The following is a 12,503-nucleotide window of genomic DNA, read 5'->3' on the forward strand; positions in this document are numbered from 1 at the left end:
TTGGGGCTGCACGCGGGCGCGGCGGCGCTGCCGGCGTGCAGCCGCACTGGCGGGCGCCGCGAGGGTGGCCCCCGGGCTGGTCCGCCGACCGGCCGGTCCGGTCGCCCGGCCTCAGACCATGCCGGCTGCCGCGCGCTGGGCAGACCGCTGCGCCCACAGCGCCGCGCCGATCAGCCCGGCGTCCGCGCCCAGCGCCGCGTGCACCACCTCGGGCCGGTAGCGCTCCGGGAACGCCGCCAGCGCCTCCTGCACCCGCGACCGGTAGCCGGGGCGCAGGCCCACGCTGCCGCCCAGCGCCACGCGCGTCACGCCGAGCAGCGCGGCGATGTCCGCGATCTTCCACGCCAGTCCCGCCGCCGAGTGCCGGTACTCCGCGTCCGCCGCCGCGTCCCCGGCGTCGGCGGCGTCACACAGGGCGCGGGCGTCCGCGAAGCCCAGCGCTGCGGCGCGGGCGTTCAGGGCCGTGCCGCTCGACTCGAACTCCAGCGGCGCGAGCGCCCCGGCCGGGGTGGGCGCCCCCGCGTGCCACCGCGCCGGGACACTCACGAAGCCCAGCTCGGCGTCCAGGCCGTTGCCTGCCAGATGCAGCTGTCCGCCCAGCACCAGCCCCGCGCCCACGCCCGTGCTGACGGTCACGAACATGAACTCGGTGGTGCCCACGCCCGCCCCCGCCGCGAACTCGCCCCACGCGGCGGCCCGCGCGTCGTTCAGCGCGGCGCACGGCCGGCCCAGCCCCGCGCCCAGCCGCTCGGCCAGGGGAATGTCCACCCAGCCGGGAAAGGTATGGGCCGCAGTGGCCGTCACGCGGCCCCGCGCCACCGCGCCCGCGCAGGCCACCCCCACGGCCTCCGCCCGCGCGGCCAGGGGCCGGGCCAGCTCCAGCGCCGCCGCGATCACCGCCTCCGGCGTCGCCGGGCGGGGCGTGCGGGCCTCCACGCGCTCCAGCACCCGCCCGCCCTGCACGAGCGCGGCGCGCATGCTCGTCCCCCCGATATCCAGGGCCAGCACGGGAGCCAGGGCTGGCAGGGGAGAGGTGTCAGCGGGGCGGTCAGTCAGGGGGCCGGTCACGCGCGCATTCTGGCATCCCCGGCTCTCCGCATCTGCCGGCCGGCTAGCGCGCGTCCAGGGCCTTCAGTGCCGCCACCCGGTCGGCCGTGACCGGATGCGAGCGGAAGATGTCCAGCCACGTCGGCTCGCTGTCCCGCGCGTCCGGTCCGCGTGCGCCGGCCTCCAGCCGGGTCAGGATGTCCTGAAGGGGCTTCGTGGTGCCGTAGCGGCCCCGCATGAAGTCCGCCGAGACGCGGTCGGCCTCGGCCTCGGCCGCGCGCGAGTAGCCGCCGCGCAGGATCGCCGCCGGCACCGCCGCCGCGAAGGTACTCGCACTGACAAGGTCCCCGGTGAGCAGGGTCGTGACCAGCCCCAGCCCCAGCCCCTGGTACACCGTGGCCAGCCCGTGCCGCCGCGTGACGTGCCCGGTCTCGTGCGCCAGGACGCCCAGCAGCTCGCGGTCACTGCGGGCCAGGGCCACGAGCTGATCCGTCATGACGATCGTGCCGTTCGGCAGGGCGAAGGCGTTCGACCCCACGCCCGCCTCTCCGCCCGGTTTACCGTCACGCAGCAGCAGCCGGTACGGGTACCCGCCCCCCGCCCAGCCCTGCACCTGCCGGAATTCGCGTTGCAGCTGCGCCTGCCGCTCGCGGGGCAGTCCACTGGGCCCGATGAAATCCTGTTCTTCCAGAAAGCGCAGCGTCTGCGCGTCGAAAGACGCCAGCACGCCCCGGGGCGTGACGCGCGCCGCCTGCGTCGCCAGCGCCGGAATACCCCACACGGTGAAGCCCCCCAGCAGGGCGAACGCCAGCGCCACCGCCGCCAGCGCGCTTCCCCAGTGGGCTTCGAGCCACGCCACGCCCCGGAGCGCGCGGTTACGCCCGCTGGCCCGTTCCCAGGCGAGCAGCGGGGCGAAGTCGGTCGTCTCGAACCTCGCCCCGCCGGGCAGGTGGATCACCCGCCGCACCCCGGGCACCGGTGGGTCCACCCGCAGGGCCCCGGCCTGAATCGAGTGAGACTCGCCGTCCAGCGTGAGCCACGCCGGGTCGCCTAGCGTGAGCGTCGCGGCTCGGTCGCGGCTGCTGTGGCCGTCGAAGTACACGCCGCGCAGGGTGACGGCCGGCGGCGGCCGGGTCATCAGAAGCCCACCTGGATGTCGAGGAGTTCCGTGGCGGCCTCGCCCAGCGCCGTGCCGGGCCGCTGCGCCTGCCCCCGGAAGTGGTCGAGGTCGGTGATCGTGCGGACATGCACGCCGTCCAGGACGTAGCGCGTGCGGCGGATGGCGGCCCACGGGGTCGCCAGACCCAGCGTGACGACCTGCGCGAGGCTGTTCGTGACGCTCAGCCACACCAGCCCCCAGGGACTGAAGGTGGCGCCCGAGCGCACCACGCCGCCCAGCTCGGCGTTGTTCAGTACGTACTTCATGGTCGCGCCGCGCACGTACTGCCACGCCACCACGTACAGCAGCAGGAACGACACGTACGCCACTGCCGCGAAGATCGCCCAGGTCGTGCCCGACACCCGCTCCCACAGCTCGCCCGTCCCGGCGGTCAGTTCACCGCTCAGGGTCGACCACGCGGCGGCCACCACGCCGCCCAGCAGCAGCGCGACCACGCCCCCGACGAGACTGAGGCCCAGCGACGTCAGCCCGATCAGGTAGAACGGCGCGACATCCCCCCGGAAGTGCCCGCGCGCCTGCCCGTACCCCAGCCCCTTCACCTGATACTGCCGTTGCATGAACCACGCCCACGGCAGCGCGAAGATGCCCGCGACGCTGGCGGCGAGGTTCGCCGCGCCGTACGCCACGTACGACTCGCCCGCCGACCCGTGGAACGAGAAGTTCAGCCCCCGGTGAAAGGTGTTCGCGGCCTGGAAGCGCAGCGAGCGCCACACCAGCCACGGGTACAGGCCCACGTACGCCAGCAGCAGCGGCAGCCCCAGCCAGTACAGTTCCCGCTGCATGGCGAAGCTGTACAGCACGAACAGCGCGCCCACCAGCAGGTACCCACGCAGCAGCGCCGCCGGGTTGGCGCGGTACTCGAAGTTCTGCCCGTCCAGCCACGTATGCCCGTAGAAGTACTGCCGCGTCCGCACGCGCGCCCACGGCAGGTAGAGGCCCAGCGTCACGAGCGTCAGCGCGACGTTCACGATCCACAGCCGGAAGTACTCCCCCGCGCTGCCCGTGAACCGCAGGTCGTGCCGGACGACGTTCGGCCGGGCCGCGCCGTCCTCGGGCACCCGGGCGACGGGCGGTCCGGGCAGGAGTACCTCGTGACGGCCCAGCGGGCGCGGGTCTGGCAGCGGGAACTCACTCATGCCCCCATGGTATGGGGCGGGATGACCGGGCGGTGCCAGACCTGACCGCCCCGCCCCATGCACCCCGACCACGCTGCACGGCAGACCGGGTGAGCCCAGCGGCCCACCCGGTCTGCCGTGCAGCGCGGTCCTCGGAGCGGCCTCTACCAGCGGCTCGCGCTGCGGGCGGCGACGGGGGCCGGCGCGGCGTTGGTCACCGTGACGTTCTTGGCCTGCGGGCCCTTGCTGCCCTGGCCGGGCTCCACCTCGAACTCGACTTCATCACCCTCGTTCAGCTTGCGGAAGCCGCCGCTCTGAATGGCGCTGTAGTGCACGAACACGTCGGGGTTGCCCGGATGCTCGATGAAGCCGTATCCCTTTTCCACGTTGAACCACTTCACACGACCTTGAGCCATAACTCTCCTTGCATCTCAATTCGCGCGTCCAGCCGGGTCCGGCCCTCTAAGGCTGAACCCTTCATGGTGGCAGAACACGTTGAGACAGCTGGAGTATCGCACGGCCCCCGCCGCTCATGTGGCAACTATGAGCGGGCGGTCCTGGCCGCCGCCCACACCGCCCGGCGCGGCCCGCGCGCCCCGTGCTACCCTGGCGGCACTTCACCTGTTCACGGCGCCGCGCCGACCTCCAGCCCCTGCCGGCGGGGAAGCGGCGCCCGCCGTGACCGCCTCTGGAGGCCGCATGCCGCTCTACGCCCTGGACGGGCATCACCCCGACATTCACCCCACCGCCTTCATCGCCCCGAGCGCCGATCTGATCGGGCAGGTGCAGGTCGCCCAGAGCGCGAGCGTGTGGTTCGGTGCCGTGCTGCGCGGTGACCTGGAACCCATCACGGTCGGTCCCGGCTGCAACGTGCAGGACGGCGCCGTGCTGCACACCGACGCCGGCTGGCCCTGCGTGCTGGCGGATCACGTCACGGTCGGTCACCGCGCGGTCGTGCACGGCGCGACCTGCGGCCCCGGCAGTCTGGTCGGCATGGGCGCGATCATGCTCAGCGGCAGCAGTCTGGGCGCGGGAGCCATGCTGGGCGCCGGCGCCGTCCTGCCCGAAGGCGCCCATGTCCCGGACGGCATGCTGGCCGTCGGCGTGCCGGCCCGCGTGGTGCGCCCGGCGCCCAGCGGCGGCAACGCGCAGCGGTATGTCAGGAACGCCCAGCGGTTCCAGGCCGGGCTGCGTCACCTGCCCGAGGTGGACAGCGGCCCGGCAGCGACCGAAGAATGCGTGTCCTGACCACCCCGCGCTGTCCACTCTCTTCCCGGAGCGACGCATGACCGATTCCAGCGGCCCCCCCCACACCCCGGCAGTCCCACCCGCCCCCGTCACGCCCCCCGCGCCGGACCCGGCCGATCCGGTCACGGAACTGCGGCCCATGTTCCCGGAGGCCGCGCCCTTCCTGGCGCGCTTCCTGCCGGAATCGACCCCCAGTCACGCCGGGCTGACCCACCACTTCTGCGACCTGCACGCCTTCCTGAAGTACCTGCATGAGCAGGCGTGGTACGGCTACCTGCACGCCGCGTACGGGGAGCAGCAGGCCTTCGTGCTGCTCTACGAGGGGCGCGCCGTGACCGCCGCCGCCGCCAGCGCCACGGGCGAGCAGGCGCTGGGCGAACTGCTCAGCCTGTACGAGCAGGGCGCGCGACTGAGCGCCCACCCGCTGCCGGCGCAGCTGACCCACGTCCTGAGCGGGATCGGCTCACGCGCCTGGAAATTCAACCTGACCGAGGATTTCACCGGCCTGCACGCGCGGCCCGGCGGGGCGATCTTCTACGTGAAGGGAGAGATCACCGCGACCATACCCGCCACCCTTCCGTACGAGGGGGCCTTCCCGGCCCCGCTGCGCCCGCAGACGCTGATCCTGCCGCGCAGCCTGGCCGGCTGGGCGCATCACCACTATGCGCTGACCCTGCGCGGCAAGGACGCCCTGAACGCCATCACCGACATGCACCAGACGTTCCGCGCCAAGCACGGCCAGCCGGGCATCGCGTTCATGCGCGCCCTGGGCGAGGACATCTCCCCGGCCGAGTACGCTCTGCGCACCGACATCGCCCTGCACGACCTGGAAACCATGGTGCAGGACTTCCTGGCAGGCGGTCTGATCCGCGAGCACTGACCACTGACCTGCATTGGCGCGGGCCTCCCCTGGCTGATCTGGGGAAGCCCGCGCCGCGTATCACCGCGTTCAGGGTCAGGCGCTCTGGCGTACGCCCCGCACCGCGCCGTCCAGCAGCGCCGCCAGCCGCTCGCGCGTGAAGGGCCGCTTGCCCTCCAGCAGCGTGCGCTCCCCGGCGTGCAGGTGCCAGTGTTTGCTCCCGCCCATCAGGCGCAGCGACACGCCCTTCAGGTCCACGTGGCGGGGGCTGACGGCCGCCACCAGCAGCGGCTGGCCCTGGTCGCTCAGGCTGACGCTCATGACCGTGGTGGGCAGGTCGTAGGGGCGCTCCATGCGGTAGATGTAGTCCGGGAAGTCCGCGACCTTCTCGAAGCCCAGACCGCGGGCGCCCGCCTCGGCCTCCAGCCAGCCGAGCAACTCCACCCACTGCGCGTACAACGCCGAGTCGTGTGCATGTGACATGTGACACGAGCATACCCCACAGCGGCGCGGGGCGTGGAACCGGCCGTCCACGCCCCGCGCCGGAATCCGCGTCATCCGGATTCCGGCTGTTTCATTGACGACCCGGCATTTCACTGGGTTGCCCATTTCACGCCCACGCTGCGAGTCGTCCCTGCCCGGATCGAACGGCGCGCACACCAGTCAATCCGGGTCCGGATCAGTTCAGCAGCAGGATCCGGCCCCCCGAGGCGTCCAGCGTCACGTGCCCACCCTGGAACACCTCGCCGGTCACCGCGTCGCGCCACTCGCCGTCCGGCAGGGAGAGGGATACCTCGTGGCGTTCGGCGCGGCGGCTGGCGATCACGGCGGCCCGCTCGACCAGTCCGCCCTCCTGGGTGTACTCGCGCAGGAAGGCCACGGCGTCCTCCTCGGCGTGCACGAAGCGCAGCCCGCCGCGCTGCAGGGCGCGCGTGGCGCGGCGCACGCCGATCAGGGCCTTCATGCGCCCGCGCAGGTCCGTGTCCCACTGCGACTCGTCCCAGGGCATCGCCTCGCGGCACCAGGGCATCGCGCCGTCGCGGGACTGCGTCACGCCGACCTCGCTGCCGTAGTACGTGCAGGGCACCCCGGCGTAGCCCATCAGCAGGGTCACGCCCGCCAGGAACTGCGTGCGGTCGTTGCCGACGCGGTACAGCGCCCGGGCGATGTCGTGCGATTCGAGCACGTTGAACATGCTCAGCGCCACCTGCGGCGGCAGCGCGTGGTACGCGTCCCAGAGGATCTCCACGAGTTCCTCGCCGCTCAGGCGGCTGGGCTCGAACATCATGTTCGCGCGCGCCAGCCACTGCATGACGGGCAGGCCGAACCCGTGGTAGTTCATGCTGCCGTCCTCGCCCTGGCCGTCCAGGGCATGCTCCGGGTCGTAGAAGCGCTCGCCGAACACGTACGCGTCCCCGCGCTCCTCGCGCGCGGCGCGTTTCAGGGTGCGGTGCAGCGGGAGGTTGTCCTCGTCGGTGCCGCCCGTGCCGATCATGTGCGCCACGTCCAGCCGCCAGCCCGCCGCGCCCCGGCGCAGCCAGTGCCGCACGACGCTCTCCTCGCCGCTGAAGAATTCCTGCACGGCCGTCTCGTTGCGGTAGTCGATCTTCGGCAGGGTGGGCACGTCGAAGAACGCGTGGTAGGGCAGCTTGCCCGGCTCGTCCCGCCACGTGAACATCGCCCGCTCGGGAGACAGTTCGTCGTCCACGGCCGCGCGGAACAGCGCGTTCTCATTCCCGACGTGGTTGAACACGCCGTCCAGCACGATCCGGATGCCCGCCTCCCCGGCGCTGCGCGCCAGTTCCTCCCAGGCCTCGTCGCCGCCCAGGTGCGGGTCCACGTGCCGGTAGTCGGTGATGTCGTAGCGGTGGTTGCTGGGCGACACGAAGATCGGCGTGAGCCACAGCCCCGTGATGCCCAGGTCCTGCAGGTACGGCAGCGCCTGCGTGATGCCGTTCAGGTCGCCGCCGTAATGCCCGTGAATGTCGCCCCACGAGTCGATCGGGGTGTTCCACTCGACGTGCTCGACCACACGCTCGCCGTACACGTACTCGCCGGTCTGCACGTCGTTCGTGGGGTCCCCGTTGCGGAAGCGGTCCGGGAAGATCTGGTAGAACACACTCTCCCAGGCCCACTCGGGCGCCGTGTGCCCGGTCAGGTACGTGAACCACGAGCGGAAGCCCCGGCGGGTGCGGTGCAGACCCAGGCCGGTCAGGTTCAGGTGGTCGTTCAGGAAGTCCAGCTGCCAGGCGTAGCGCACGCGGCCCTCGTGGACGGGCAGGTCCGCCTCGAACCAGCGGCCCGGCTCGTCGCCGAGCGGCGCGATCTCGCGGGCAGGCACGGACTCGATCTCGCCGACCCGGACGAACTTCAGGCTCACGCCGGTCACGGGCAGCGTCGTGCGGACCCTCACCCGCACCGAGGCGCCCAGCGGCGCGCCCAGGCGCTCGGTGTACGCGGGGGTGTGGTCATGTTGGGTGGACAGCAGGGGAAAGATACTCATGGATGGGGCCTCCGGCGAGGATGAGACAGCAGGACAGGCGGGCACGACCTCTGCCCGCAGGATCTGCGGAGAGAGGTCGTGCCCGCGTGGGGGCAAGCGTTGCCTGTGAACTTTAGGCCACAGTCTGGGACAGACGCCCCGCCCCGGTCAAGTGGGCCTGGGCCGGGCCGCCCAGACAGGGCGCCTGCGGGACTGGCGGCTCAGCGCGCGCTCAGCGTGCGTTCGTACGCCGCGAGGTACTGCGGCACGATCACCGACGGGTGGAACGGCCCGGCCGCCGCCTGCCGCCCGGCCTGCCCCATGCTGAGGTACAGCTCGCGGTTGCGCAGCACCCGGAGCGCCCGGTCGGCCATGGTGTCCACGTCGCCCACGTCGGCCAGGAAGCCGGTCACGCCGTCCTGCACGACCTCCGGGATGCCCCCGGCGCGCGAGGCCACCACCGGCACCTCGCAGCTCATGGCCTCCAGCGCGGCCAGCCCGAAACTCTCCTGCTGACTGGGCAGCAGGAACAGGTCGCTGATGCCCAGCACCGTCTCCACGTCCGGGAACGAGCCCAGGAAGTGCGTGCGGCCGATCACGCCGAGCGACTGCGCCAGTTCCATCGCCTTGGCGCGCTCCGGGCCGTCCCCGATCATCAGCAGCCGCGCCGGGATCTCGGACGCCACGCGCGCGAAGACCTCCACCACGTCCGCGGCGCGCTTCACCGGGCGGAAGTTGCTGACGTGCACGAGCAGCGCCTCGTCCGGATGCGCGAAGCGGGCGCGCACCGCCGGATCGGTCACGCGCACGAAGCGGTCACTGTCCACGAAGTTGTGGATCACCTCGATCTCGCGCTCCACCCCGAACACCTCCAGCGTGTGCGCCGCGAGGTAATGCGACACCGCCGTCACGTGATCGCTGCGCTCGATGGCGTGCCGGGTCGTCGAGCGGAAGGCGGGTTCGAGGCCCACCAGCGTCACGTCGGTGCCGTGCAGGGTCGTGATCACCCGCGAGCGGCCCGTGATCGCCTTGGCGTGAATGGCGGCCGTGGCGTGCGGAATGGCGTAGTGGGCGTGCGAGAGTTCCACCCCGTACTCCTGGATCACCTCCGTCAGGGTGTTCGCCGCGGCCAGTTCCGGGTACGGCTGGTCGAACAGGGCGTACGCGTACCCGCCCACCTGATGAAAGTACGGCCCGCTCACGCAGCGCTGCCCGGTCAGGCGGAACGGCTGCGCCGCGCCCACGAAATGCACCTCGTGTCCGGCGCGGGCCACCTGCAACCCCAGTTCGGTGGCGACCACCCCCGAGCCGCCCGCACTGGCGTGACACAACACCGCCACCTTCACGGGCGACGTCCGGCGGATTCAGAGGCAGACACACAAGCTGACGAATTCATGAGTGCCAACTATACGGGCTGCCTGTCAGCCCGATGGTTGCCCGCCTCCCCATCGCGGTCCAGCCGTCCGTGCGCCCCGCAGCGCGGGCCCCGGCGCACACTGATCTGGTGTGGCGGGGCCCGCTGCTGAGGTGGCGAAGCCGGGATCAGACCGAGATCGTGCCCGCCAGACTCTTGAGCTTGAAGCGCGCCATCGCCAGGTTGGCGCGGTCCTTGGAGAGCACCAGGTACAGGAACATCGACAGCTGCGGCATCACGTAGATGATGTGGTACTGCGACTCCAGGGTGATCAGGATGTCCTCGATCTGCCCCTTGATCCCGAGGCTCTCCATGGTGCGCAGCTTGGCGCGCACGACCTCGGTGTTCCCGGCAGCCGCCAGTTCCAGGTTCATGCCGCCGCCGGCGGTGCCCAGCGCCATGCCGCTGCTGTAGTCCACCAGCGCGGCGGCCAGCGCGCCGTCGATCCCCATGGCCGAATCGAGAATGTCCTTGACGTTGCTCATAGTGGTGTCCTCCGGTGAGTGGGGGGTGGGTGATGGGCCGGCCGCACCCGGCGCGGGCGGGTCGGGCGAGGCCACATCGGCGCTGTGGGCGGCGTAGGGTTCGAGCCAGCGTTTGAAGAACATCGCGTCCTCCAGAAGTGGGGTGTCGGGGGCCGCAGCGGCCGGAGTTTCATCCAGGCGTTTCATCGCTTCCATGAGCAGGGTGGTCAGGGACGACCGGATCACGCGCCGCTGGTTGTGGTACGAGCGCTCCAGGCTCAGGCGCGGGTGCGGCAGGCCCAGCAGGATCAGCGCGCCCTCCTCGCCCGTGCGCCCCCCGGCGTGCTCGTAGGCGTCCACCACGTCGCCGCCGCGTAGGTGCAGTCGGCCCCAGTTGCCGGCGTCCTGCACCTTCACGGCCAGCGTGCGGCTCTCCCAGTGCAGGATCTGGAGCAGGTTGGGCAGGGTGACGCCCCGGATCGCCCCGAAGCTGAGCTGGGTGACCTCCTGCTCGATGCTGTCGTGCAGCGCCTTGAGGTTCGGGGCGGCGAGGGTCGTCATGACCCCGAAACGCTCGCCCAGGCTGGTCAGGTCCTGCCCCGCCTCGACGCTGAACGCCAGCAGGGCCGTCTGGGGCCAGTGGCGCTTGGCGTGCTCCACCAGGGCGTCGCAGGGCGTGCGGCCCGGCGCGATCTGCAACACGACCAGATCGGGCGCCGGGCCGCTCAGCCCGGTGGCCTCCTCCTGCGAGCGGACGTCGGTCACGGCGCAGCCGCGCAGGAAGGGGCTGCGCTCCTGAAGGTACTGCCCCAGCGGCGGCAGGGTGTCGGAGAGGAACAGCAGGCGGGGCGGGGCCGCCGGCGCTCTGGACACCTGTTCGCTGTCCGCGCCGATGAACTGCTGCAGTCGCTCCGCCATGCCTGACGCTAGCCTGCCGGCCCTGCCCGGGGGCTTACAGGCTGGGCCCCGCCCCGCTCCTTCACACTTCCGGGCGGCAGGAGAAAAAGTTCGCCTCAGCGGTCACTGGCGCTTGCATCCGGCCCGCGCCGGGCGTACGATCGACGAATCCAAGTCCCGCGCACAGAGGAGTGGAGGCTAGGTCTGTCGGGTGTTCCCCGGGCCGGTCGGCGCCGTCCTGTACGGGTCTCATGAGAGCACCTCGGGGCCCTGTCCGCCCCGGACGTCCGCCGAGGACCGGTCTTCATGTCGTTGCTCGGCGGGACCTGGGCGGCCCTCAGCGGTCCTTGACCCGCAGCTCCCCCCCGGCCGGAGGGCTGAAGCGCTCCCGCAGGAAGCGGCCCTGCGTGAGCAACCGGTCGGCGGCGGCGTGGTCGCGGCGCAGCACCTCGGTGACGCCACCCTCGATCAGGGTGAGCTGTTCGAGCAGCAGGGTCTCGGGCGGCTGCCCCTGCCGGTCCAGCTGCGCGCGGGCCGCCGGGGTCAGGTGCAGGTAGGCGCTGACCGTGTCGGGCAGGTACTGGTCGCGGGTCTGCTGGAGCAGGAAGGTGCTGCGGGCGTCCCCCGGCGGCTCCCGCAGGGCGTCGTGCAGGCTGCACAGCAGCGCCCAGGCGCGCGTCCGGGCCGGTTCGGGCAGGCGCAGCAGGTCGTCGGCCGTGGGCGCCGGCGCGGGCGCCGCCACAGCGGGTCCGGGCTCGGCCGGCGGCGGCGCCCGGCGGGTGGCGAGCACGATCAGGACGGCGGCCAGCGCCAGGATCAGCAGCGGCGTCATGGTCTGGTGGCCGCGGCGGGGGTCGCGCCGCGACCGGTGAGGGTCCCCACGTCCAGCAGGAAGTTGCCGCTGCTGGGCAGCATGACGGTCTGGATGCCGGGCGAGAGTTTCTCCGCGACGGTCAGCTGGATCAGCTGCGGGTTCTCGCGCAGGGCCCGGCCGCGCAGGGACAGCGCCTCGGCCTCGCCGCGCGCCCTGGCGATGGAGGCCTTCGCGGCGCCCTCGGCCTCCACGACCTGACGCTGCGCGGCGATGTTCGCCTGTTGCAGCTTGTTGCGTTCCACCGCCACCTGCTGCTCGGCCGTCTGCTTCTGCTCGATGGCCTTGGCGACGCTGTCCGGGATGCGCAGTTCACGCAGCAGCACGCTGTCCAGCGTGAGGTTGTTCTGCTCGAACACCTGCCGCAGGGCGTTCGTGATGCTCGCCTCGACCTGCTGACGCTGCGTGCTGATGATGTCGGCCGCGCTGAACTGCCCGATCGCGTCGCGGACCTTGCTGCGCACCTGCGGCCGGATCACGGTGCGGACGTAGTCGCGGCCCAGCTCCTTGTGCAGCTGCGCGGCCTTGGCGCGGTCCACGCGGAACTGTACGGTCACGTCCGCCGTGATCTCCAGGCCCTCCTTGCTGCGCGCGCGGATGGCGCCCTCGTCCCCGTCCTGGATGTTGTGCGCCAGCGTGACCTCCTGCAGCCGCGCGTCGTACAGCGTCACGTGATCCACGAACGGCACCAGGAAATGCACGCCCTCCTGGAGCGGCTGGCCCTTCACGCCGGTGAGGGCGCTGAAGGCCACGCCCACGTACCCGGCCGGCACCACCTTGACGCTCTGGGCGACCAGCACCCCCGCGATCAGCAGCCCCCCGAGGAGCAGCGCGGCGCGGCGGTTCGGGCGGACGGTCAGCTTCGGCGTGGCGCGGCTCTTCTGATCAGTCATGCCTCCGGTACGTCCCTGGCTCTCACGCCGTTC

12 protein-coding genes are annotated in these 12,503 nt (G+C 72.0%); 2 read left to right on the forward strand and 10 right to left on the reverse strand.

What is annotated here, in order from left to right; all coding sequences use genetic code 11:
- Positions 1-111: 111 nt before the first annotated feature.
- From AUC44_RS07420 to AUC44_RS07435, 4 genes are all read right to left on the reverse strand, one after another.
- Complete coding sequence (locus AUC44_RS07420; protein ID WP_082688981.1) at positions 112-1,068, reverse strand: ROK family protein; 957 nt, start codon at positions 1,066-1,068, stop codon at positions 112-114.
- Positions 1,069-1,111: 43 nt separating this feature from the next.
- Entirely contained in the window at positions 1,112-2,185 is a 1,074-nt protein-coding gene (locus AUC44_RS07425; protein WP_062158065.1) for a M48 family metallopeptidase, read from the reverse strand.
- Positions 2,185-3,363: a YjgN family protein gene (locus AUC44_RS07430; protein ID WP_062158066.1), complete on the reverse strand. Its 1,179-nt coding sequence runs from the start codon at positions 3,361-3,363 to the stop codon at positions 2,185-2,187. The genes AUC44_RS07425 and AUC44_RS07430 overlap by 1 nt, the downstream gene beginning before the upstream one ends.
- Positions 3,364-3,506: 143 nt before the next feature.
- Positions 3,507-3,758 carry a cold-shock protein gene (locus AUC44_RS07435; RefSeq protein WP_062158067.1) on the reverse strand — a complete coding sequence of 84 codons (252 nt, stop codon included), beginning with the start codon at positions 3,756-3,758 and terminating at the stop codon, positions 3,507-3,509.
- Positions 3,759-4,041: 283 nt separating this feature from the next.
- Between AUC44_RS07435 and AUC44_RS07440 the strand changes: the two genes are divergently transcribed.
- Together AUC44_RS07440 and AUC44_RS07445 are read left to right on the forward strand one after the other, a co-directional pair.
- On the forward strand, positions 4,042-4,590 hold the full coding sequence (locus tag AUC44_RS07440; RefSeq protein ID WP_062158068.1) for a gamma carbonic anhydrase family protein: 549 nt from the start codon (positions 4,042-4,044) through the stop codon (positions 4,588-4,590).
- 37 nt (positions 4,591-4,627) lie between these two features.
- Positions 4,628-5,470 (forward strand): hypothetical protein, encoded by an 843-nt coding sequence (locus AUC44_RS07445; RefSeq protein WP_082688982.1) that lies wholly within the window; start codon positions 4,628-4,630, stop codon positions 5,468-5,470.
- 75 nt (positions 5,471-5,545) lie between these two features.
- Here AUC44_RS07445 and AUC44_RS07450 read toward each other — a convergent pair whose 3' ends face one another.
- The 6 genes from AUC44_RS07450 to AUC44_RS07475 form a co-directional block, all read right to left on the reverse strand.
- Complete coding sequence (locus AUC44_RS07450) at positions 5,546-5,932, reverse strand: NADH-quinone oxidoreductase subunit 15 (RefSeq protein WP_062158069.1); 387 nt, start codon at positions 5,930-5,932, stop codon at positions 5,546-5,548.
- 196 nt (positions 5,933-6,128) lie between these two features.
- Positions 6,129-7,952, reverse strand: coding sequence for an alpha-amylase family glycosyl hydrolase (locus AUC44_RS07455; RefSeq protein WP_062158070.1), 1,824 nt, complete (start codon positions 7,950-7,952; stop codon positions 6,129-6,131).
- Positions 7,953-8,152: 200 nt separating this feature from the next.
- The gene (gene bshA, locus AUC44_RS07460) at positions 8,153-9,271 is read right to left on the reverse strand and encodes an N-acetyl-alpha-D-glucosaminyl L-malate synthase BshA (protein ID WP_231724576.1); all 1,119 of its coding nucleotides are present in this window, start codon (positions 9,269-9,271) and stop codon (positions 8,153-8,155) included.
- Positions 9,272-9,473: 202 nt separating this feature from the next.
- Positions 9,474-10,727, reverse strand: a complete 1,254-nt coding sequence (locus AUC44_RS16160) for a DUF4388 domain-containing protein (RefSeq protein WP_082688983.1) — start codon at positions 10,725-10,727, stop codon at positions 9,474-9,476.
- Positions 10,728-11,043: 316 nt separating this feature from the next.
- Entirely contained in the window at positions 11,044-11,538 is a 495-nt protein-coding gene (locus AUC44_RS07470) for a hypothetical protein (protein WP_062158072.1), read from the reverse strand.
- On the reverse strand, positions 11,535-12,470 hold the full coding sequence (locus AUC44_RS07475; protein ID WP_062158073.1) for a prohibitin family protein: 936 nt from the start codon (positions 12,468-12,470) through the stop codon (positions 11,535-11,537). Before AUC44_RS07475 ends, AUC44_RS07470 begins: the two co-directional genes overlap by 4 nt.
- Positions 12,471-12,503 lie beyond the last annotated feature (33 nt).

The organism is Deinococcus actinosclerus, assembly GCF_001507665.1.
Taxonomy (GTDB): domain Bacteria; phylum Deinococcota; class Deinococci; order Deinococcales; family Deinococcaceae; genus Deinococcus; species Deinococcus actinosclerus.

What these genes read in the sequence shown, in the direction of transcription:
- AUC44_RS07455 (WP_062158070.1), bottom strand. Translation starts at nt 7,952, where the DNA reads ATGAGTATCTTTCCCCTGCTGTCCACCCAACATGACCACACCCCCGCG.
- AUC44_RS07430 (WP_062158066.1), bottom strand. Translation starts at nt 3,363, where the DNA reads ATGAGTGAGTTCCCGCTGCCAGACCCGCGCCCGCTGGGCCGTCACGAG.
- AUC44_RS07450 (WP_062158069.1), bottom strand. Translation starts at nt 5,932, where the DNA reads ATGTCACATGCACACGACTCGGCGTTGTACGCGCAGTGGGTGGAGTTG.
- AUC44_RS07435 (WP_062158067.1), bottom strand. Translation starts at nt 3,758, where the DNA reads ATGGCTCAAGGTCGTGTGAAGTGGTTCAACGTGGAAAAGGGATACGGC.
- AUC44_RS07475 (WP_062158073.1), bottom strand. Translation starts at nt 12,470, where the DNA reads ATGACTGATCAGAAGAGCCGCGCCACGCCGAAGCTGACCGTCCGCCCG.
- AUC44_RS07440 (WP_062158068.1), top strand. Translation starts at nt 4,042, where the DNA reads ATGCCGCTCTACGCCCTGGACGGGCATCACCCCGACATTCACCCCACC.
- AUC44_RS07425 (WP_062158065.1), bottom strand. Translation starts at nt 2,185, where the DNA reads ATGACCCGGCCGCCGCCGGCCGTCACCCTGCGCGGCGTGTACTTCGAC.
- AUC44_RS07445 (WP_082688982.1), top strand. Translation starts at nt 4,628, where the DNA reads ATGACCGATTCCAGCGGCCCCCCCCACACCCCGGCAGTCCCACCCGCC.
- AUC44_RS16160 (WP_082688983.1), bottom strand. Translation starts at nt 10,727, where the DNA reads ATGGCGGAGCGACTGCAGCAGTTCATCGGCGCGGACAGCGAACAGGTG.
- AUC44_RS07470 (WP_062158072.1), bottom strand. Translation starts at nt 11,538, where the DNA reads ATGACGCCGCTGCTGATCCTGGCGCTGGCCGCCGTCCTGATCGTGCTC.